Source organism: Rhodanobacter sp. Root561 (genome assembly GCF_001427365.1).
GTDB lineage: Bacteria > Pseudomonadota > Gammaproteobacteria > Xanthomonadales > Rhodanobacteraceae > Rhodanobacter.
In genome coordinates, this window is the sequence record NZ_LMGH01000016.1 from 194162 (window position 1) to 213196 (window position 19035).

Annotated in this window: 21 protein-coding genes; 7 read left to right on the forward strand and 14 right to left on the reverse strand. The window is 68.8% G+C overall.

Going from position 1 to position 19035, the window contains the following annotated elements; translation table 11 throughout:
* Positions 1-5: 5 nt before the first annotated feature.
* Positions 6-608, reverse strand: a complete 603-nt coding sequence (gene folE / locus ASD55_RS17265; RefSeq protein WP_056717997.1) for a GTP cyclohydrolase I FolE — start codon at positions 606-608, stop codon at positions 6-8.
* A 165-nt stretch (positions 609-773) separates the two neighbouring features.
* Between folE and ASD55_RS17270 the strand changes: the two genes are divergently transcribed.
* Together ASD55_RS17270 and ASD55_RS17275 are read left to right on the forward strand one after the other, a co-directional pair.
* Positions 774-1418 carry a hypothetical protein gene (locus tag ASD55_RS17270; RefSeq protein ID WP_157599048.1) on the forward strand — a complete coding sequence of 215 codons (645 nt, stop codon included), beginning with the start codon at positions 774-776 and terminating at the stop codon, positions 1416-1418.
* Positions 1415-1627: a helix-turn-helix transcriptional regulator gene (locus tag ASD55_RS17275; RefSeq protein ID WP_056768190.1), complete on the forward strand. Its 213-nt coding sequence runs from the start codon at positions 1415-1417 to the stop codon at positions 1625-1627. Before ASD55_RS17270 ends, ASD55_RS17275 begins: the two co-directional genes overlap by 4 nt.
* A gap of 28 nt (positions 1628-1655) precedes the next feature.
* On the opposite strand, the gene rmuC is transcribed toward ASD55_RS17275, so the two are convergent.
* Complete coding sequence (gene rmuC / locus ASD55_RS17280) at positions 1656-3098, reverse strand: DNA recombination protein RmuC (RefSeq protein ID WP_056768193.1); 1443 nt, start codon at positions 3096-3098, stop codon at positions 1656-1658.
* A gap of 123 nt (positions 3099-3221) precedes the next feature.
* On the opposite strand from rmuC, the gene ASD55_RS17285 reads away from it, so the two are divergent.
* The gene (locus ASD55_RS17285) at positions 3222-4415 is read left to right on the forward strand and encodes an FAD-dependent oxidoreductase (RefSeq protein WP_056768194.1); all 1194 of its coding nucleotides are present in this window, start codon (positions 3222-3224) and stop codon (positions 4413-4415) included.
* Positions 4416-4434: 19 nt separating this feature from the next.
* On the opposite strand, the gene ASD55_RS17290 is transcribed toward ASD55_RS17285, so the two are convergent.
* The 8 genes from ASD55_RS17290 to ASD55_RS17325 all read right to left on the reverse strand — a co-directional run bounded on the left by ASD55_RS17290 (position 4435) and on the right by ASD55_RS17325 (position 10426).
* Positions 4435-5607 (reverse strand): class I SAM-dependent rRNA methyltransferase, encoded by a 1173-nt coding sequence (locus tag ASD55_RS17290; RefSeq protein WP_056768195.1) that lies wholly within the window; start codon positions 5605-5607, stop codon positions 4435-4437.
* 52 nt (positions 5608-5659) lie between these two features.
* Complete coding sequence (locus ASD55_RS17295; protein ID WP_056768196.1) at positions 5660-5995, reverse strand: VOC family protein; 336 nt, start codon at positions 5993-5995, stop codon at positions 5660-5662.
* Between the two features lie 174 nt (positions 5996-6169).
* Positions 6170-6604, reverse strand: coding sequence for a hypothetical protein (locus tag ASD55_RS17300; protein ID WP_007806653.1), 435 nt, complete (start codon positions 6602-6604; stop codon positions 6170-6172).
* Positions 6605-6632: 28 nt separating this feature from the next.
* Positions 6633-7811: a glutathionylspermidine synthase family protein gene (locus ASD55_RS17305; protein WP_056768197.1), complete on the reverse strand. Its 1179-nt coding sequence runs from the start codon at positions 7809-7811 to the stop codon at positions 6633-6635.
* Positions 7811-8350, reverse strand: a complete 540-nt coding sequence (locus ASD55_RS17310) for a DUF1190 domain-containing protein (RefSeq protein ID WP_007806646.1) — start codon at positions 8348-8350, stop codon at positions 7811-7813. Before ASD55_RS17310 ends, ASD55_RS17305 begins: the two co-directional genes overlap by 1 nt.
* 78 nt (positions 8351-8428) lie before the next feature.
* Positions 8429-8923, reverse strand: coding sequence for a hypothetical protein (locus ASD55_RS17315; protein WP_157599049.1), 495 nt, complete (start codon positions 8921-8923; stop codon positions 8429-8431).
* A gap of 26 nt (positions 8924-8949) precedes the next feature.
* Positions 8950-9897 carry a serine/threonine protein kinase gene (locus ASD55_RS17320; protein ID WP_056768207.1) on the reverse strand — a complete coding sequence of 316 codons (948 nt, stop codon included), beginning with the start codon at positions 9895-9897 and terminating at the stop codon, positions 8950-8952.
* Between the two features lie 88 nt (positions 9898-9985).
* Positions 9986-10426, reverse strand: coding sequence for a hotdog fold thioesterase (locus tag ASD55_RS17325; protein ID WP_056718007.1), 441 nt, complete (start codon positions 10424-10426; stop codon positions 9986-9988).
* A 62-nt stretch (positions 10427-10488) separates the two neighbouring features.
* Here ASD55_RS17325 and ASD55_RS17330 point away from each other — a divergent pair, with 62 nt between their 5' ends.
* The gene (locus ASD55_RS17330; protein ID WP_056768210.1) at positions 10489-11550 is read left to right on the forward strand and encodes a 2Fe-2S iron-sulfur cluster-binding protein; all 1062 of its coding nucleotides are present in this window, start codon (positions 10489-10491) and stop codon (positions 11548-11550) included.
* Positions 11551-11626: 76 nt separating this feature from the next.
* Here the strand turns inward: ASD55_RS17330 and ASD55_RS17335 are convergent, their stop codons facing one another.
* The 3 genes from ASD55_RS17335 to ASD55_RS17345 all read right to left on the reverse strand — a co-directional run bounded on the left by ASD55_RS17335 (position 11627) and on the right by ASD55_RS17345 (position 13104).
* Complete coding sequence (locus ASD55_RS17335; protein WP_056768212.1) at positions 11627-12073, reverse strand: rhodanese-like domain-containing protein; 447 nt, start codon at positions 12071-12073, stop codon at positions 11627-11629.
* An 87-nt stretch (positions 12074-12160) separates the two neighbouring features.
* Positions 12161-12577, reverse strand: a complete 417-nt coding sequence (locus ASD55_RS17340) for a hypothetical protein (RefSeq protein ID WP_056718010.1) — start codon at positions 12575-12577, stop codon at positions 12161-12163.
* Between the two features lie 56 nt (positions 12578-12633).
* Positions 12634-13104 (reverse strand): YiiD C-terminal domain-containing protein, encoded by a 471-nt coding sequence (locus tag ASD55_RS17345; protein WP_056718011.1) that lies wholly within the window; start codon positions 13102-13104, stop codon positions 12634-12636.
* A 376-nt stretch (positions 13105-13480) separates the two neighbouring features.
* On the opposite strand from ASD55_RS17345, the gene ASD55_RS17350 reads away from it, so the two are divergent.
* From ASD55_RS17350 to ASD55_RS17360, 3 genes are read left to right on the forward strand one after another with little or no spacing between them, the layout of a single operon-like run.
* A complete protein-coding gene (locus ASD55_RS17350) occupies positions 13481-14251 on the forward strand; it encodes a uroporphyrinogen-III synthase (protein WP_056768218.1) in 771 nt (256 codons plus the stop codon).
* A 58-nt stretch (positions 14252-14309) separates the two neighbouring features.
* Complete coding sequence (locus tag ASD55_RS17355) at positions 14310-15464, forward strand: uroporphyrinogen-III C-methyltransferase (RefSeq protein WP_056768224.1); 1155 nt, start codon at positions 14310-14312, stop codon at positions 15462-15464.
* Positions 15461-16717 carry a heme biosynthesis HemY N-terminal domain-containing protein gene (locus ASD55_RS17360; RefSeq protein ID WP_056718014.1) on the forward strand — a complete coding sequence of 419 codons (1257 nt, stop codon included), beginning with the start codon at positions 15461-15463 and terminating at the stop codon, positions 16715-16717. Before ASD55_RS17355 ends, ASD55_RS17360 begins: the two co-directional genes overlap by 4 nt.
* A gap of 5 nt (positions 16718-16722) precedes the next feature.
* Here the strand turns inward: ASD55_RS17360 and ASD55_RS17365 are convergent, their stop codons facing one another.
* Positions 16723-18993 carry a 3'-5' exonuclease gene (locus ASD55_RS17365; protein WP_056768371.1) on the reverse strand — a complete coding sequence of 757 codons (2271 nt, stop codon included), beginning with the start codon at positions 18991-18993 and terminating at the stop codon, positions 16723-16725.
* Positions 18994-19035 lie beyond the last annotated feature (42 nt).

A 19035-nucleotide genomic window follows, 5' to 3' on the forward strand; every position in this document is an offset into this window, starting at 1 on the left:
CGTGTTCAGCGGCGGCCGCCGTGGATGCCGATGAATTGCAGGAACTCGGCGCGCGTCCTGGCGTCCTCGCGGAAGGTGCCCAGCATCTGGCTGGTCACCATCGACACGCCGCGCTTGTGCACGCCGCGGGTGGTCATGCACTCGTGGCTGGCGTCGATCACCACGGCCACGCCAGCCGGTTGCAGGGTTTCCTGGATGCAGTGGGCGATTTCCGCGGTGAGTTTTTCCTGCACCTGGAAGCGCCGCGCGTAACCGTCGACCACGCGCGCCAGCTTGCTGATGCCGACCACGCGGTTGGTCGGCAGGTAGCCGACGTGGGCGCGGCCGATGATCGGCGCCATGTGGTGCTCGCAATGGCTCTCGAACTCGATGTCGCGCAGCACCACCATCTCGTCGTAGCCCTCGACCTCCTTGAAGGTGCGCTTGAGGAAGTCGGCCGGATCCTCGGCGTAGCCGGAAAACCAGTCGCCGTAAGCCTTCACCACCCGCTTGGGCGTGTCGAGCAGGCCTTCGCGCGTGGGGTCTTCGCCGGCCCAGCGCAGCAGGGTGCGCACCGCCTCCTCGGCTTGTTCCTGGCTGACATCGTTCGGGTTGCGCTGGTCGCTCATGCGAAGGCCTCGGTATGCGGACGTACCAGTTTAGCGTCCGTGTCCAGTGGCGTCTGTGCAGCGCTCGTTCCGATGCCGGGCCGGTGCAAGCTGCTCCGCTGAAGGTCATGTTGACAGGACAATATGTAATGTATAACGTACATAACGTCCAATGGAGTAGACATCATGCCTCGATCCCTGCGTTATGCGGTGCTGATCCCGCTGTCGGTTCTCGCGTTCTATGTGCTGTTCGTGCTGCCGGACATCGACCTGGGCTGGCCTGGTGGCGTGGCCGTGCTGGGGGCGGCATGGCTGGTCTGGTACCTGCTGTGGTCGACCATGCGCGAATCGGCGGCCGCGGCGAAGACGGATGAGTCGATGGCGACGGTGTCCCCCGGCGAACAGCGCGCCTGGATCGGCGTGATCTTCACCGCGGCCATCCTCGCCTACTACGCCCTGCGCGGCTCGCAGATGGTCGCCGCGGATGGCTCGATGGCGCCGGAGGCCTCGGCGATCGGCCGGCACGTCGGCTGGCTGGTGGTCGCGTGGCTGGTGATGATGCAGGTGTTGCGCAAGCGCTGGCGCGACACCGTGGAGGCCGACGAGCGCGATCGCCAGATCGAGGCGCGCGCCAGCGGCTGGGCACGCGGGGGGCTGTCGGTCTTCGTGCTGGCGCTGGCGGTGATGTTCGCGTTCTCGCCGCTGGATCATCTGGCCTGGGCAAGGCCGATGGCGATGTCCAACCTGCTGATGGCCGGCCTGATCGGCTCCTGCCTGCTCGAGTACGCGGTGACGGGCATCACCTACTGGCACGACCGGCGCGGCGCATGACCGGCACGCCGATCGACAACCTGATCCGCAAGCTGCGCTTCGAGCATGGCGAGATGACCCAGCAGGCCCTTGCCGATGCCTGCGGCATCACCCGGCAGACGGTGATCGCGCTGGAGGCGGGCAAGTACGCGCCCTCGCTGGAGCTGGCGTTCCGCATCGCCCGCGTGTTCGGCGCGGGCGTGGAAGACGTGTTCCAGTGGAAACGGTGAGCGCCGTCTGTCCGTAGGCGCATTCGTCCTACGGCGCGGTGGCGTCGTCACCACCGTCATCCAGCGCGGGAACATCATCCAGCAGCAACGGGCTGTCGCCGGACAGCGATTCCACGTCGCGCAGCTTGCGCTCGATCGCGCGGGTGCGCTGGCCGGCGCTGTCGATGCTGTTGCGGGCTGCGTCGAGTTGCTTGCGGGTCTTTTCCAGCACCACGCCGAACTTGCCGAACTCGTTCTTCACCGCGCCGAGGATCTTCCACACCTCGCTGCTGCGCTTGGCGATCGCCAGCGTGCGGAAGCCCATCTGCAGGCTGTTGAGCAGGGCGCTGAGCGTGGTCGGACCGGCCACGGTGATCCGGTGGTCACGCTGCAGGTTCTCGAACAGGCCGGGGCGACGGATCACCTCGGCGTAGAGGCCCTCGGTGGGCAGGTACAGCACGGCAAAATCGGTGGTGTGCGGCGGCGCCACGTATTTGCCGTGGATGCGCTTGGCCTCCTCGCGCACGCGCAGTTCCAGCGCGCGGCCGGCGGCCTGCGCGGCATCGGCATCGGAGGCTTCCTGGGCGTCGAGCAGGCGCTGGTAGTCCTCCACCGGAAACTTCGCGTCGATCGGCAGGTAGACGTGTTCGCCCTCGTCCTGGCCCGGCATGCGGATCGCGAACTCGACGCGGTCGTTGCTGCCCGGCACGGTGATCACGTTGGACGCGTACTGCTCGGCGGTGAGCATATCTTCCAGCAGGGCGCCCAGCTGCACTTCGCCGAAGATGCCCCGCTTCTTCACGTTGGTCAGCACGCGTTTCAGGTCGCCCACGCCGGTGGCCAGGTTCTGCATTTCGCCCAGCCCGCGCTGCACCGCTTCGAGCCGCTCGGACACCAGCTTGAACGATTCGCCCAGGCGGGTTTCCAGCGTGGCGTGCAGCTTTTCGTCCACGGTGGCGCGCATCTGTTCGAGTTTCGCCGCGTTGTCCTGCTGGATCGCGCCAAGCTTGGCTTCCAGCGTGGCGCGCATCTCGCCCATGCGCTTTTCGTTGTCGGCGGTGAGCGCGGCCAGGCGCTGTTGCTGTTGTTCGCCCAGCCGGTTGAGGGTGGTGGCGATTTCCTCGCGGCCCTTGCGCGCGTCCTCGATCAGTCGCTGGGTCAATGACTGCAGGCCGTTGTCGGTGCGTTCGGTGAGCAGGGTCAGCCGCTGGCCGAAGCCGTCGATGCGCTCGGACTGTTGCTGCGACATGCCGTTGAGCTGTTCGCCCAGGTGGCCGCGGAAGCGGTCGAAGCCCTGCTGCAATTCCTCGCGGCCGGCGCGCTGTTCCTCGCGCACGGTGCGTTCGACGCGGGCGCTGTCGTCCTTCAGCGTGTCCAGCTTGGCTGCGAGGCCGGGATCGCCGCGGCCGCGCAGCAGCAGCGCCACCTGCAGCAGCAACACCAGCGCGGCGAGGATCACGAGGACAATCAGCAGGGTTTCATTGAGCGGCATGGAACGTTTTCCCGGAGCAATGCATCCAGTGTACGTCGAGCGGTCTCATTGGCTGCGCCCGGATTCATGTCGCCGTCGCCGGGGCGGTGCATCATGGGCGGAGGTTCAGCCCGGGAGAACGTCATGGAACATGTCCACGATTACCTGATCATCGGCGGCGGCATGGCCGCCGACGCCGCTGCCAAGGCCATCCGCGAGGTCGACGGCGCAGCGAACGTCGGCATCGTGGGCGACGATCCCGCGCCACCCTACCAGCGGCCGCCGCTGAGCAAGGCGATGTGGAAGGGCGACAAGTCGCTCGCGGACATCGACCTGGCCACCGCAGGGAGCGGAACGACACTGCATCCGGGGCGGCGCATTGCCTCACTGGATCGCGTCGCCCACGTGGCCCGCGACGACCGGAGCGACAGCTATCGCTATCGCCGGCTGCTGCTGGCCACCGGCGCCACGCCGCGCCTGCTGCCGGTCGATGGCGGCGAAAGGCTGATCCACTACCGCACGCTGGCCGACTACGAAGCGCTGCGCCGCTACGCCCGACCCGGCGCCTACATCGCCGTGATCGGCGGCGGCTTCATCGGCTGCGAGCTGGCGGCCTCGCTATGCAGCATCGGCTGCAAGGTGAGCCTGCTGTTTCCCGGCGAGACGATCGGCGCGGGCCGCTATCCCGATGGGTTGGCGCACTATCTCGACGACTACTACCGCAGCCGTGGCGTGGATGTGCGCAGCGGCGTTCGGGTCATCGGTGGCAGCAGGACCGACGGCGGCGTGGAGCTGAGCCTGTCCGACGGCGAGGTGTTGCGGGTGGAGGCGGCGGTGGCCGGCCTCGGCGTGACGCCGAACACCGCGCTGGCCGAGCAGGCCGGGCTCACCGTCGACAACGGCATCGTGGTCGATGCGCAACTGCGCAGCAGCGATGCGGACATCTGGGCCGCCGGCGACGTGGCCAATTTCCACAGTGTCGCGCTTGATCGCCGGATGCGCGTGGAGCACGAGGATGCCGCGATCGGCATGGGCCGGCATGCGGGACGCGCAATGGCCGGCGTGGCGGAAGATTACGTGGTCCAGCCGTTCTTCTACTCGGATCTGTTCGACCTGGGTTACGAAGCCGTCGGCCTGCTCGATACGCGGCTTCAGGTGGTCGAGGACTGGCGTGAGCCGTATCGCGAAGGCGTGGTGTACTACCTCGACGGCGGTCGCGTGCGCGGCGTGCTGTTGTGGAACACCTGGGACCAGGTCGGCGCCGCGCGCGAGCTGATCGCCGAGCCTGGCCCGTTCGATGCCGCCTCGCTGCGCGGGCGCCTGCCGCGCAGCGCCTGACCCCCGTACGGAGGCAGCCTCAATCCACCCGGCAGAACACCGCCTTCAGGTAACGGCCTTCCGGCACGTCGGTGCGGAACGGATGATCGGCGCCGGCGCCGCGCACTTCCAGCACCTGGATCGTGCGGCCGGCGTTGAGCGCGACCCGGCGCAGCATTTCCAGGAACTCGCCTTCGCCGACCAGGCCGGTGCACGAGCAGGTCAGCAGCAGGCCGCCGGGCGGAATGATGTCCAGCGCCATGCGGTTCATCGCGAAGTATTTCTTCAGCGCGTCCATCACCTTGCTGCGGTCGCGGGTGAGCTTGGCCGGGTCGAGGATCACCGCGTCGTAGCGCTCGCCGCGGGTCACCGCCGCACGCACCCAGTCGAAGATGTCGGACTGCTCGAAGCTCACCGCGACGTTGTTGGCCTCGGCATTGGCCCGGGCGACGTCGAGGATGCCGGCGTCCAGGTCCACGCCGACCGCCTCGCGCGCACCGGCCGCCATCGCGTGCACCGCGAAGCCGCCGGCGTTGCAGCACAGGTCGAGCACGCGGCGGCCTTTCGCCAGTTCGGCGAAGCGCTTGCGGTTGTCGCGCTGGTCGGCGAAGAAGCCGGTCTTGTGGCCGGAACCCGGCGCCGCGTGGAAGCGCAGGCCGTGTTCGTGCACCTCGAACGCGGCGGGCACGTCGGGGCTGCGGCAGTCGAACGATTCCTGCTTCTGCACGTGCGATTCGGCGAACCAGTACAACTGCGCGCCGGGGAAATGCGCGAGCAGGGCCGCGTGGATCGCCTCGCGGAACTTCCACATGCCGGCGGCGAAGTATTCGACCACGATGACGTTGGCGTAGCGGTCGACGATCAGGCCCGAAAGGTCGTCGCCTTCGCTGTGCACCACGCGCCACGCGTCGCTGACCGCATCGAGCTGCAGCCAGTCGCGGCGCAGCTGCACGGCGCGGCCGATGCGCGCGGCAATCCAGTCGGCGTCGATCGCGGCCTGCGGATCGGTGTCGAGCAGGCGCAGCGCGATGCGCGCGTGGCCGTTCCAGAACGCGCGGCCCACGAAGCGGCCCTTCGCGTCCTGTACCTCGACCACGCTGCCCGGCGGCAGTTTCGACTCGGGCTTGTAGATCTGTGCCGACCACACCCACGGATGGCCGGGGCTGCGGTCGGATTTCAGGCGGATGACGGGTAGCGCGGCGGGAGTATTCATCCGCCCATGATAGCTGGTGGCCGGGCGCCGGCCGCCCTGCGACGGCGAATGCTCAGTCGGCCTGGACCACCGCCAGTTCGTTGCCGTGCGGGTCGAGGAACTGGAAGCGCCGCCCGCCGGGGAAGGCGAAGATCGGGCGCACGATGCTGGCGCCGGCGGCCGTCACCGCGAGCAGGGCGGCTTCGAGGTCGTCCACCGCGATCACCGGTAGCGGCGCGCGGGTGGCTTCGGTGGGGTCGCCCTGCAGGCCGACGTCCACGTCGCCGGTCATGGTCGCCGCGTAGCTGGGACCGAAGTCCGTCAGCTCCCAGCCGAAGGCCTGGCTGTAGAACGCCTTGGACGCCGCGATGTCGCTGGCCGGCAGTTCGATGTAATTGGGACGCGCCATCGCGGACTCTCCGGGGTTGAACAGGTCAGCACCTGTGAAGAAAACCACTTCCTGTGGTTTTCTTCTATCGCACGTCCGGTACGTGCCCGGACGTGCTCACGCGAATCAGTCACCTGCGTGACTGCTCCGCGACCGGCCGTCCATGGCCGGGCTGAGAGGTTGAAACATAACCCCTCAGCGCAGTCGCAGCACCAGCCACGACAGCAGCGCCAGCAGGTTGATGCCGATCCGCGACACCGACGGCCCGGCGATCGCCAGCAGGAAACCCTGTGAGCCGAGGTGCCAGTCGATGCCCAGCCGCGGCGTCGACTGCAGCGTGGCGAACACGTTGACGAAGGCACCGCAGTGCAGGCCGTAACTGAACACGGGCAGGGCGATCAGCGGCAGCTGCAGCAGCTGCGCCCAGCGCGACATCCGCACGCCCTGCTCGCTGCCGGCGACCAGCTGGATGCCGGCGGCCAGCACGAAACCGTACAGCGCCAGGCCGAGCAGGGCGATCAGGCTGTCGTGGGCGCCGAACGGCAACAGCCGGTGCAGCATCGCCGCCACCCCGTAGAAGCCGCCGGCGATTTCGAGGACGCCGATCAGGCGGAATAGAACAGTGCGCATGCGAAGCCCGGTTGGAAAAAATGCAAGCTTAGGCGATCAGCACGCCGCGCGCTTCCTCGACGATGGCATGCGGCACGAAGCGGGCGCTGTCCTGGGTGACCAACGAAGCATCTTCGCGAATGCCGATGCCGCAGGCGCGGTCGCCGACCACCCAGCTGCCGATCAGCGGATAGTGGCCGTCGAACGCGGTCAGCGGATGGCAGGCCTGGCGGATGCACGGGCCGTCATACGGGCCGTCGGTGCGCAGTTCGCGGCCGTCGTCCAGGTGCATCGCGATGTTGGCGCCCTCGCGCGAATGCAGCGGCTTGCGCACCCAGCCGCGCGGCAGCGCGCCGCCTTCGTCGAACTCGGCTGGCAGCAGGTTCGGGTGGCCGCGATGCGCATCCCACAGTAGCGGCAGGATGCCCTTGTTGCTGAGCAGCGCCTTCCACGGCGGTTCGATCAGCTGCAGCCCGGAGCGCGGCAGGTACGGGCCGAACGTTTCGCGGAACAGGTCTTCCAGCGGGTACAGCTTGAACAGGCAGCCGATCACCTGGTCGTCGAGGTCGGTGAAGCGGCCGTCCTCGGAGATGCCGATGTCCTCGATCGCCAGCGTGCCGCACTCGATGCCGGCCTGCAGCGCGCAGTCGCGCAGGTAGGCGATGGTGCCCTGATCCTCGTTCGAGTCGCGCACGGCGGCGAAATGGAACGGTCGCGCGATGCCGCGCGCGATGGTGCCGAACGCTTCCACCAGCGATTCCTGGATCGAGTTGAACTGGTCGCTGCCAGCCGGCAGCTGGGCGCGCCCGAGCTGGTCCTCCAGCCATTGCCACTGGAAGAACGCGGCCTCGAACAGCGAGGTCGGCGTGTCGTAGTTCAGTTCGTAGAGTTTGGCCGGGCCGCTGCCGTCGTAGGCAAAGTCCATGCGCCCGTACAAATGCGGCTGACGCTCGCGCCAGCTTTGCGCGATCCAGTCGCGGTACGGCTCGGGTATCGCCAACTGCTGCATGAGCTGCTCGCTGCCCACGATGCGCTCGACCATGTCCAGCGCCATCGCGTGCAGTTCTTCGGTGGGCGACTCGATGTCGTGCTCGATCTCGCGCAGGCTGAAGGCGTAGTACGCGGACTCGTCCCAGTACGGCGCGTCGTCGATGGTGTGGAAACCGAAACCGCAGTCCGCGGCCCTGGCGCGCCAGTCGGGGCGCTCGGCCAGCGCGATGCGGCGCATCAGCTGCCGAAACCGCGACTGCCGCTGGAGCGGCCGAAGCCGGAGCGGCTGGTGGTGACCGCGCGATTCGGCGTGGCGTTGATCGGCACCATGCCGGTGCCCGCGGTGCCGCCACGATAGACGCCGCCGCTGGCGCCGCCCGCCGCCGGCCGTTGCCAGCCGCCGTTGCTGTCGCGGAACGCGGGGGCGCTGTTGAAGCCGTTGGCGGCCACGCCGTTGCGCATCATCTGCGACAGGAAGAAGCCGGTCATCAGCGGGCCGAAGAACGAATGGTTGTTGCCGTCGCTGCGCTCGGCGCACTTTTCCTTGCCGTAGCTGGCCTCGCATTCCTCGCGGTTGGCGAAGCGCGGCGCGGTGGCCACCGCTTCCTGCTCGGCCTTGGCGAAGGCCTGGTTGCAGGTGCTGCTGTCATTGGTCTGCGCCACGCAGGCCTCGACCGAGGTGTACAGGCCTTCGCGCGCCTCGTTGCGGTCGCAGGCGGTCAGCAGCAGCGGAGCCGTGCCCATCAGCAGCAGGGCGGCGGTGCGGGATCGTTTCATGGGGATGCTCGGCCAGGGTATCCGCTCAAGCATGCCTGTTCGGGCGCCCGGATGAAAGTTCTTGCGAGGTGGTCGCCGTCAGGACGGCGATTGCGGCAGTGGCGGTGGCGACGCGGATGGCAGCAGGTCGACACGGCCGAGTATCACCAGCATCGCGATCGCCAGCAGGTTCACGCCGACGATGTAGTCACCATTCGAAGCACTGCCGGGGTGGATGCCCAGCGCGAACAAAGACCCCACCAGGCCTTGCAGGCCGAATTTGCTGCCGCCGTACAGCACGCCGAGCGCGCCGGTGTAGAAGAGGTAGCTGAAGCTGGCCGACTGAGCCAGGGGAATCTGCACGAGCAGCAGCAGGCGCGTCGCCTGCAGCCCAAGGTCCTCGCCGAACCAGAGTCCCACCGCTGCGGCGCCGATGGCCAGGTAGATCAGCACGGCGACGGCGCACATCACGGGTGAGCCCGATGCCGTGGAGCCCATCGCATTGAAGCCGTTGATGATGCCGAGCACGGCGCCGGCGCCCAGCGTGATGCAGGTGGCCCGCACCATCCAGTGTGTTCCGTGGATCTTCGTCATGGCAGTTTCCCCCTGCCGCCATTCCATCACGCGCCGAGTTCGTCCGCCAGCTCGTGCAGGTCGGCGATGTGCTGCTCCCACCAGCGTGATTCGGCGGCGAACGGAAACGCGATGGGGAAGGCCGGATCGTGCCAGCGCGCGGCGATCCAGCCGGCGTAATGCACTTGGCGCATCGCGCGCAGGGCGGGGATCAGCGCCAGTTCGCCGTGGTCGAAATCGCGGAACTGCTGGTAGCCCTCGAGCAGCGCCTCCATCGTGCGTTCGTCGCTGGCCAGCATCCACAGGTCCTGCACGGCGGGGCCGCTGCGGGCGTCGTCGAAGTCGACGAAGTGCGGGCCGGCCTCGGTCCACAGCACGTTGCCCGGATGGCAGTCGCCATGCAGGCGCAACTGACGCAGCGGGCCGAGCGCCTCCATGCGCGCGCCGATCGCCGCGTCCAGCCGGGTCGCGGCGGCGCGGTAGTTGGTCTGCAGGCCGGTCGGCAGCAGCGACGAGCCGAGTACCGCATGCATCGGCTGCTGCACCATCGTGTCCTGGTCGAGTCTGCCGCGATGTTCGAACGGCGCGCGGGCGCCGATCAGATGCATGCGCGCGATCAGCCGACCCAGCCACTGCAGCTGGTCGACCGCTTCCAGTTCCGGCGCGCGACCGCCCCGGCGCGGGGTCAGCGCGTAGCGGAAGCCGCCGTGATGCAGCAGGCTGCGACCGTCGAACAACAGCGGCGCCACCGCGGGCAGTTCGGCGTCGGCCAGTTCCTGCGCGAAGGCGTGTTCCTCGATGATCGCCGCATCGCTCCAGCGGTCCGGCCGGTAGAACTTCGCGATCACCGGAGCGGCGTCCTCGATGCCGACCTGCCACACCCGGTTCTCGTAGCTGTTCAGCGCCAGCAGGCGGCCGTCCGGCCACAGCCCGCAGGCGCTCACGGCGTCGAGCACGAGATCGGGCGTGAGGCTGTCATACGGCGCAGCCGCCATCAGGAAACGCGCCTCTTGCTTTCGCCTCCTCTCCCCGTGTCGGGGAGAGGATTGAGGTGAGGGGACGCTCTATCGAGATGCGGCGTGTTCAACGCGTGCCCATGCCGCGCGCCGCGATCACCGCCATGGTGATGCGCGAAATGCACACCAGCGCGCCTTCCTCGCTTTCGATGCGGATCTCCCATACCTGGGTGGTGCGGCCGATGTGCAGCATCTTGGCGGTGCCGGTGACGCTGCCGCCGCGCACGCCGCGGATGTGGTTGGCGTTGATGTCCAGTCCCACCGCCAGCTCCTTCGCCGGGTCCAGGGTCAGCATCGCGGCGGTGCTGCCCAGCGTTTCGGCCAGCACCACCGAGGCGCCGCCGTGCAGCAGGCCGTAGGGCTGGTGGGTGCGATGGTCGACCGGCATGGTGCCGGCCAGCCAGTCGTCGCCGACCGCGGTGATGCGGATGCCCAGCGTCTCCATCATGGTGTTGGCGCTCCATGCGTTGACGCGGTCCAGGTCGGTGGATTGTTTCCAGATGCTCATCGTTGATTCCCGTGGATCGAGCCCGCATTGTCGTCCGGGGTCATCGCCGCGACAATGCACACGTGTTCAAGGTCACCCTCAAGACATCCGGCCGCCAGTTTTCGGTGGTCGCGGGCGAAACCGTGCTGGAAGCGGCGCAACGGGCGGGCGTGGCCTTGCCCTACTCGTGCCGGGCCGGCGTCTGCGGCAGCTGCAAGGCCACCTTGCTGGACGGGCGTTGCGAGTATCCGCGCAATCCGCCGCTGGCGCTGAATGCGGACGAGCAGGCCCACCATGCGGTGTTGCTGTGCCAGGCGGTGCCGGCGACCGACCTGCTGCTGGAGGCGCGCGAAGTCACCTCGGTGGAGGACATCGCGCGGCGCCAGCTGGGCATGGTGGTGACCGAGAAATGGTCGCTGGCGCCGGACGTCACCGGCCTGCGCCTGCTGCCGGCACGCGGCGAGCGTCGCCTGAAGCGTCTGCCCGGCCAGTATGTCGACGTGCTGCTGGAAGACGGCAAGCGTCGTCCGTTCTCGATCGCCAACGGTCCGCAGGCCGACGGCATGATCGAGATGCATGTGCGCCACGTGGCCGGCGGCGGTTTCACGTCGTGGGTCAGCAGCACGCTGAAGCCGGGCGATCACCTGCGCGTGGAAGGTCCGCTGGGCACCTTCGTGCCGCGCGAGGATTCGGAACGCCCGATGATCTTCATGGCCGGCGGCACCGGTTTTGCGCCGGTGAAGGCGATCGTCGAGCACTTCATCGCGCTGGGCACGCGTCGCGCCATCCAGGTCTACTGGGGCGCGCGCGTGGCGGATGACCTGTATCTGCGCGCGCTGGCCGAACGTTGGGCGGGCGAGCTGCCGAACCTCGCGTTCCACGCGGTGGTGTCCGACGCGGACGGCGCGGCGGGTTTGCGCACCGGCCTGGTGCACGAGGCGGTGCTGGCCGACCAGCCGGACCTGTCAGGCCACGACCTGTACATGAGCGGGCCGCCGGCGATGATCGATGCCGCGCATCCGCGCTTCCTCGCCGCCGGCCTGCCGGAGGATCGGCTCTACTACGACTCGTTCGAATACGCGCCCGACGTGCTGGCGCAGATCATCGCCGGGCGCGCGGGCATCCACGACTTGCCGGTACCGTAGACACCTGGCGATCGACGCCTGGCGATCGCTGGCTGATCGGGCAGCAGGGCGGGAGCGTGGCCCGCCAGCGGGTTCCTTACCGGTTGCCCTTGGCCACCGGCAATTGCGCCGCGTGCCAGGCCAGCACGCCGCCGTCGAGGCGGTGGACCTTGGCGAAGCCGGCCTTGACCAGCCGCTGCGCGGCCTTGATCGAATTGCCGCGACCGTCCTTGTCCATCACCACCACCGGCAGCTCCTTCGCCTTGGCCAGATCCTTGTTCTCCGGATCGAACTGGCTCATCGCCACGTGTTTCGCGCCGGGCACGTGCATCTTCTCGAACTCGGCGATCGCCGACAGGTCGATCAGCAGCGGGTTCTCGCGATTGATCAGGTGGGTCAGGCCGGCGGGGCTCAGTTCCCCGACCTTGCTGAACAGGGCGCTGACCTGCATCACGATCAATGCCAGCAGCAGGATCGCGAACAGGGCCACCAGGGCCACATGGTTGCCGACAAATTCGGGCAGCTTGTGCAGGAAATCGTTCATCGTCAGTCCACAGGTGCCTTGATCGCACCAATTCGGGTAAACCGGCGATTATACGGGGTTGCCGCCGCTTGCGCGGGCCGCGCCGACTCAATCCTGGGTGATGTCCGGCAGGCCGCTGGTCAGCCACCAGTGCCTGGTCGCCTCGTCGTAATGCCAGGTCTGGTGGTCGACCACGCTGCGCTCGGACTGGTTGTGGATGTTGACCAGGTTGATCACCACCGTCTGCTGCACGTCGAAGTCGCCGGTCGGCACCGGGCCTGCATCGTCGTTGTATTCGGTGACCCGCACCTGCTGGAAGCGCGCCAGCTGCAGCGAGGTCAGCGGATGCGCGGCGCGAACCTTGGGCTCGACGAACTGGGCGGCGCTCTGGAAATCGCCCCAGCGCAGGGTGCTGCCGTACGCCTTGAGCGTGGTGGTGAGGGCATCGCTGCGGGTCTTGGTGGCGCAGCCGGCCAGCAGCAGGCCCGACAACAGCACGATCAGAAGACTAGACATCCGGCGCATGTGGTTTCCTCCCCGATGAAATCCCGCCCATTCTGCCTGATGCGCAGGCAGTCCACTCAGGCGCGGCGTTTGGCCACGAAGCGCGCGTTCAAGGTGCACGCCGGTTCGCCATTCTCGCCGGGCACCACGCAGTCGATCGCGATGCGCGCACGGCCGCGGTTGTCCAGGGTGGAGAAGAACGTCGCCCAGTCCGCGTCCTCGGCCAGTCGCGCCTGGCTGTGGAAGTCGTCCCACAGCGGCGCCAGGTAGCGCACGCTGGACTCGGCGACGAATACGTCGCAGTCCGTGCCGCGCCGGCGCAACGCCAGTTCGACCAGCGCCCAGCCGCTCAAGGTCATCACGCTGACCAGGCTGCCGCCGAAGGCGCAACCTTTGTCGTTGACGTTGGGCGCCAGCGGCGCGCGCAGGGTCAGGCTGTGCTCGTCGCAGTCCGCCAGTTCCAGGTCCATCGCATGGGCCAGCGGGATCTCGTCGCGGATGAACTGGATCAGTTGTCGTGCCTGCAGGGTTGCTTCGGTCTTGCTCACGTGATCGGGGATTCGCGTGGGGAAAGCCCGGCAGTGTAAAGGATGCTCTGATCTATTCAGCACGGGCGTCACCGGCTCTGTCTGCCCGCAGATTCGTGGTGCGCGGACGAAGACAGGCGTCGGCCTGTCGAGGAGGCGCGCCGCGGAGATGCGGGCAGACAGAGCCGGCCCCAACCGATTGAATACGAAAGATGGGGTGACGTCCAGAAGGCCCCCAGGCGGCAGCGCACGGCTTGCCAAGGCGGCCAGCCTTGCCGGCACCGCGCACTGCCACCTGGGGGCCTTCTGGACGTCATGCCGCCTGCGCTGAATAGATCAGAACATCCTGAGCCACCGCTACACTGGAGCCATGACAGTGAGCGTGCGCGGTGCGCGGATGCAGCAACCATCCAGCCGGAAAACCCCAGACCTGCATGGCCGGATCGTGGTGATCACCCGTCCGGCGGGCACCGCCTCCGCGCTGGCGCGGAAGGTGCGCGCGCTGGGCGGCGTGCCGTTGCGCCTGCCCGGAATGGGCTTGCGTGCCGCACCCGATGCGGACGCGGTGCGTGCGAGCATGCGCGCCGCGCTGGCCGACGAGTTGATCGTGTTCACCAGCCCCGCCGCGGTCCGTCATGCCGCGGCACTGCTGCCGCTGCGCACCGCCGCGTGCGTCCTGGCGGTGGGCCAGGGCACCGCGCAAGCCCTGCGTCGACACGGTGTCGACGCGCCGCTGGCCCCGCGCCGTCAGGACAGCGAGGGGCTGCTGGAACTTCCCCAGCTGCAGTCGTTGCGCGGACGCCGGGTGGCCCTGATCGGCGCGCCGGGTGGTCGCGGCGTGTTGCGCGAGCAGCTCGCGGCGCGGGGCGCGCGCCTGCGCGAGCTGCATGTCTACCATCGCGTGCCGCCGCGACTCGATCGTCGTCACGTGGAAGCGCTGCTGCAGCTGCCCGCCTCGGCGCGGTTGCTGCTGTCCAGTGCCGAGGCCCTGCACAACCTGCAGAGGTTGCTGCCGACGCCGGCATGGGCGCGATTGTGCGCGGCCACCGCGGTCGTCAGCAGCGAGCGCCTGGCCGAGGCGGCGCGCGCGGCCGGGTTCCGCCGCACCCGCGTGGCGGCTTCGGCGGTGTCCGCCGACCTGCTGGCCGAGGCCGGCACGGCCGGTTGAGCGAATCTTCACATCCGCGTGCTACGAACGCGCGCGTATGGGCTGCTAGCATGCGCTCATGAGCAACCACGACATGCCCAACGAGCCCGCCGCGCCCGAGGGCGCCCGTTCCGCACCCGTCGCGCCCGATGCGGTGCTGGTCGAACCGCCGCTGCGCCCGACACGGCCGGCTTCCCATCGCCCCGCACCACGCCCCCGTGGTGGCGGCACGCTGGCGCTGGCGATCCTGCTGGCGCTGATCGCGGTGGGCGCGTCCGGCTACATTGGCTGGCGCCAGTGGCAGCAGGAGCAGGGCGCGGCGGTCGACACGCGGAACGTGGCCAGCCTGCAGCAGCGCGTGGAGACCCTGGAGACCACCCTGACCGCCATGGGCGAGCAGCGCGGCAGCCTCAACCAGCGGCTGGACGATGCGGCCCAGGTCAACCGTTCGCTGCGCGAGGAACTGCTGGGCCAGGCCGAACGGACCCGCCATGTCGAGGACGCGGTGGCCAGGCTTGCCGAGAAGAGTCTCAGTGGCCATGACGGCATGTTGCTGGACGAAACCGAATCGCTGCTGCGCATGGCCAGCGAACGCTACACGCTGTTCCACGACGCGCAGGGCGCGGCGGCCGCCTATGCGCTGGCCGACCAGACCCTGGCCGCGGTCAACGACGGCGCGTTCGGCGGGCTGCGCCAGAGCATCGAAGCCGAGCGCGAGGCCCTGGCCAGGAGCCAGCCGGCCAGCCAGGCCGCCGCCCTGCAACAGTTGCTGACCTTGCGTGGCGAGCTGGCCACGCTGCCGCTGAAGCCGCTGGACAGCGGCACCGCCGGCGGCACCGACACGTGGTCGCGGATTCGTCGCGCGCTGGCCAGCGTGGTCAGCGTGCAGCGTGACAACGGCGCGCCGCTGGCCGTCGCCGACGCGCGCCTTGCCCGCGAGCTGGCGACGCTCGACCTGGCGCAGGCGCAGGCAGCGTTGCTGGCCTACGACAGCAAGGATTACGCCGCAGCCCTGCAGCGGGCGGACGCCGCCTTGGCCAGCCAGTTCGACGCCGCTGCGCCTGCCGTGCAGCAGGCACGCGCCACGCTGCGGCAACTGGCGGCGCAATTGCCGGCGAAGCCGTCGGTACAGCTCGGCGCCGCGCTGACCGAACTGCGCAACCTGCGCGCGGTGCATGCACTGGGTCCGGCATCGTCCAGCAGCAGCGCAGCGCCGGCCGAGGCACAGCCATGAGGCTCTGGTACGGGGTGTTGCTGGCGGTGCTCGCCGCCGCGCTGGCCGCATTCGGCTGGCACTGGGTGGCGGAGGACCCCGGCTACGTGCTGCTGCGCCTGCGTGGCTGGAAGATCGAAACCACGATGGTCGCCGCGCTGGTGATCCTGCTGCTGGCGTGGGCCGTGCTGACCACCTTGTGGCGCCTGTTGCGCTGGCCGTTCGGCGCGCTCTCGCGGCGGCATCGGCGACTCAGCCAGCAGCGCCTCGGCGCTGGCCTGATCGCGCTGATCGAAGGTCGCCACGGCGATGCCGAACGTGATCTCAATCGTGCCTCGCGGCTGGACAGCCTGCGTGGTCCGGCCCTGCTCGCCTCGGCCGAAGCCGCTTTGCGCCGTGGCGAACCCGGCCGCGCGCTGGAAGCGCTGGACCAGGCGGCGCAGTCGGTGCCGCAGGCCGCACGGGTGCTGCGCGCCCGCGTGTTGCGTCGCGAAGGCAAGCCGGCCGAAGCGCTGGCCCTGCTGCTGCCCGAATCGGACAAGGGCACGCTGACTCCCGGCGGCTGGCGCGAACTGGTGCAGGCCGCGCTGGCCACCGGCGACACCCGTCGCGCCCGTGAGGCGCTGGCGCCGCTGCAGAAGAGCGGCGCGCTGGGTCATCGTGCCTATGCCGCGCTGGAGGCGCAGGTGCTGGTTGCCACGCTGAACGCCACGCCCGACGGGGCCACGCTGAACGCGATGTGGTCGCAATGGCCCAAGCCGCAGCGGCGGGTGCCGGCCGTGATCGATGCCTACGCGCGTCGCGCCGCCGGTTTCGGCCTGACCCTGCCGGCCATGGATGAAGTGGAATCCGCGTTGCGCCGCGAGTGGTCGCCGTTGCTGATCGAAACCTACGGCAGCCTGTCCGGCGATGACGTGGAGGCGCGCCTGCGTCGCGCCGAAGGCTGGCTGGACGCCCATCCGAACGACGCCAACCTGCTGCTCACGCTGGGCCGCATGTGCGTGCGGCTGAAGGTCTGGGGCAAGGCCCATCAGTACCTGCAGCGCTCACTGGCGCTGGCGCCAGGCGCCGCCGCGTGGGAAGCGCTGGGCGATACCTTCGCTGGCCAGGGTGACGCCGCCCAGGCGCAACGCTGCTATCGCAACGCGCTGGCGTTCACCCGTGGTGACGTCGTCACGCCGCTGGCGCAGACCGCCAATCCGATGCAGCCGGACACACATCCGATCGCGATCGAGGAGCGTGACGCGCACGGGCTGCCGAGGTTGCCCGGGTAACGCCGCTACAGCGTCGTCAGATTCGCGTAGGCGGCCACCAGCCACTTGCTGCCCACGCCTTCGAAATTGATCTGCAGCCGGGTGTGCGCCCCGCTGCCCTCGGCGCTGACCACCACGCCTTCGCCGAAACTGGGGTGGCTGACGCGCTGGCCGAGTTTCACCGGCAGCGTTTCTTCCAGCGACGACGACGTTTCGCGCGGACGGCCGCTGTACATCGGTCGGGTCACGTGCACGCGCGGGCGCACTTCGTCGATCAGTTCGGCCGGCATTTCGCCGAGGAAACGCGACGGCCGCGCCAGCATCTCGGTGCCGTGCATGCGACGCGATTCGGCGTGGGTGACCACCAGTCTTTCGCGGGCGCGGGTGATGCCCACGTAGGCGAGCCGGCGTTCCTCCTCCAGCCGGCCTTCATCGTCGACCGAACGCTGGCTGGGGAACAGGCCTTCCTCCATGCCGACCAGGAACACCACCGGAAACTCCAGCCCCTTGGCCGAGTGCAGCGTCATCAGCTGCACGCAATCGTCCCAGGCTTCGCCCTGGTTCTCGCCCGCTTCCAGGGTGGCGTGGGACAGGAACGCGGAGAGTTCGCTCAGGCCCGCGTCGATGTCCTCGGCGGTGCGCTCGAAGCGACTGGCCACGTTGACCAGTTCGTCCAGGTTTTCCACCCGCGACTCGGCGTTGCCCCGCGAGTCCTTCTCGTAGAAATCGCGCAAGCCGGTGTGGGTGATCGCGTGGTCGATCTGTTCGGCCAGGGTGAGGCCGGGAATCGGCAATGGAGAGTCGGGCAGGGGAGGATCAACAGCGGGAGGTGCGGCATCGGCTTCTCCGATTCCCGCTTCCCCATTCCCGCTTCCCGCGAAGCTGCGCGCCATCCCGTCGATCAGCGCCAGGAACGCCTTTACCGCGTTCTTCGCCCGCCCGGCCAGTTCGCTGCCGCCGGCCAGCTCGAGCAGTGCCGCTTCCCACATCGACGTATCGTCGTGGCGGGCGCGGCGGCGCAGCACGTCCAGCGTGCGATCGCCGATGCCGCGGGGCGGGGTGTTCACCGCGCGCTCGAACGCGGCGTCGTCGTGCCGGTTCGCGGTGAGGCGCAGATAGGCCAGCGCGTCCTTCACCTCGGCGCGCTCGAAGAAGCGCTGGCCGCCGTAGACGCGGTAGCCGATGTTGCGCTGGACCAGCTGCTCCTCGAAGTTGCGCGATTGCGCGTTGGAGCGATACAGGATCGCGCAGTCCTTCGCCGAGCCGTGCTCGTCGATGTACTCGCGGATGCGCTCGATCACGAAGCGCGCCTCGTCCTGCTCGTTGTAGGCGGCGTACAGCGCGATGCGTTCGCCGTCGTCGCCGGCCGTCCACAACTCCTTGCCCAGGCGGCTGCCGTTGCGCTGGATCACGCTGTTGGCGGCTTTCAGGATGGTCGAGGTGGAGCGGTAGTTCTGTTCCAGCTTGATCGTGCGGGCACCGGGGAAGTCGCGCAGGAACTGCGTCATGTTCTCCACCCTGGCGCCGCGCCAGCCATAGATCGACTGGTCGTCGTCGCCGACCGCGAAGACCTGGCCGGTGGCGCCGGCCAGCACGCGTATCCAGGCGTATTGCAGCGTGTTGGTGTCCTGGAACTCGTCGACCAGCAGGTGGCGCCAGCGTTGCTGGTAGTGCTCCAGCACGGCGGGATGCTTCAGCCACAATTCGTGCGCGCGCAGCAGCAGCTCGCCGAAATCGACCAGGCCGGCACGACGGCAGGCGTCCTCGTAGGCCTTGTAGATGTTGACGAAGGTCTGCGTGACCGGGTGATCGCGATGCTCGATGCCGTCCGGGCGCTTGCCTTCGTCCTTCCAGTGGTTGATCTGCCACATGGCCTGCCGTGGCGGGTACTTCGCGTCGTCCAGGCCCAGCCCGGCGACCACTCGTTTCACCAACCGCAGCTGGTCGTCCGAATCGAGGATCTGGAACGTCTCGGGCAGTCCGGCCTCGCGCCAGTGCCGCCGCAGCAGCCGGTGCGCGATGCCGTGGAAGGTGCCCACGGTAAGGCCCTGGGTGCCGCCGGGGATCAGCGCCTCCAGCCGCGCGCGCATCTCGCCCGCCGCCTTGTTGGTGAAGGTGACGGCGAGGATTGCCCACGGCGGCACGCGTTCGGCCTGGGTCAGCCAGCCGATGCGGTGGGTCAGCACGCGGGTCTTGCCCGAGCCGGCGCCGGCGAGCACCAGGTAATGGCCGGGAGGGGCGCAGACGGCTTCGCGTTGCGCGTCGTTGAGCGGGTCGATCAGGTACGAGACATCCATCGTGCCCATTGTAGTGGGCGCAAAGGAAAACCGCCGCGTAGG

Coding starts and splice junctions, on each gene's coding strand:
- ASD55_RS17315 (WP_157599049.1), bottom strand. CDS start 8,923: ATGACGAAGATCCACGGAACACACTGGATGGTGCGGGCCACCTGCATC.
- ASD55_RS17350 (WP_056768218.1), top strand. CDS start 13,481: ATGCAGCAACCATCCAGCCGGAAAACCCCAGACCTGCATGGCCGGATC.
- ASD55_RS17340 (WP_056718010.1), bottom strand. CDS start 12,577: ATGCGCCGGATGTCTAGTCTTCTGATCGTGCTGTTGTCGGGCCTGCTG.
- ASD55_RS17300 (WP_007806653.1), bottom strand. CDS start 6,604: ATGCGCACTGTTCTATTCCGCCTGATCGGCGTCCTCGAAATCGCCGGC.
- ASD55_RS17320 (WP_056768207.1), bottom strand. CDS start 9,897: ATGGCGGCTGCGCCGTATGACAGCCTCACGCCCGATCTCGTGCTCGAC.
- ASD55_RS17270 (WP_157599048.1), top strand. CDS start 774: ATGCCTCGATCCCTGCGTTATGCGGTGCTGATCCCGCTGTCGGTTCTC.
- ASD55_RS17295 (WP_056768196.1), bottom strand. CDS start 5,995: ATGGCGCGTCCCAATTACATCGAACTGCCGGCCAGCGACATCGCGGCG.
- ASD55_RS17335 (WP_056768212.1), bottom strand. CDS start 12,073: ATGAACGATTTCCTGCACAAGCTGCCCGAATTTGTCGGCAACCATGTG.
- ASD55_RS17325 (WP_056718007.1), bottom strand. CDS start 10,426: ATGAGCATCTGGAAACAATCCACCGACCTGGACCGCGTCAACGCATGG.
- ASD55_RS17355 (WP_056768224.1), top strand. CDS start 14,310: ATGAGCAACCACGACATGCCCAACGAGCCCGCCGCGCCCGAGGGCGCC.
- ASD55_RS17290 (WP_056768195.1), bottom strand. CDS start 5,607: ATGAATACTCCCGCCGCGCTACCCGTCATCCGCCTGAAATCCGACCGC.
- folE (WP_056717997.1), bottom strand. CDS start 608: ATGAGCGACCAGCGCAACCCGAACGATGTCAGCCAGGAACAAGCCGAG.
- ASD55_RS17305 (WP_056768197.1), bottom strand. CDS start 7,811: ATGCGCCGCATCGCGCTGGCCGAGCGCCCCGACTGGCGCGCCAGGGCC.
- ASD55_RS17275 (WP_056768190.1), top strand. CDS start 1,415: ATGACCGGCACGCCGATCGACAACCTGATCCGCAAGCTGCGCTTCGAG.
- ASD55_RS17365 (WP_056768371.1), bottom strand. CDS start 18,993: ATGGATGTCTCGTACCTGATCGACCCGCTCAACGACGCGCAACGCGAA.
- ASD55_RS17360 (WP_056718014.1), top strand. CDS start 15,461: ATGAGGCTCTGGTACGGGGTGTTGCTGGCGGTGCTCGCCGCCGCGCTG.
- rmuC (WP_056768193.1), bottom strand. CDS start 3,098: ATGCCGCTCAATGAAACCCTGCTGATTGTCCTCGTGATCCTCGCCGCG.
- ASD55_RS17310 (WP_007806646.1), bottom strand. CDS start 8,350: ATGAAACGATCCCGCACCGCCGCCCTGCTGCTGATGGGCACGGCTCCG.
- ASD55_RS17285 (WP_056768194.1), top strand. CDS start 3,222: ATGGAACATGTCCACGATTACCTGATCATCGGCGGCGGCATGGCCGCC.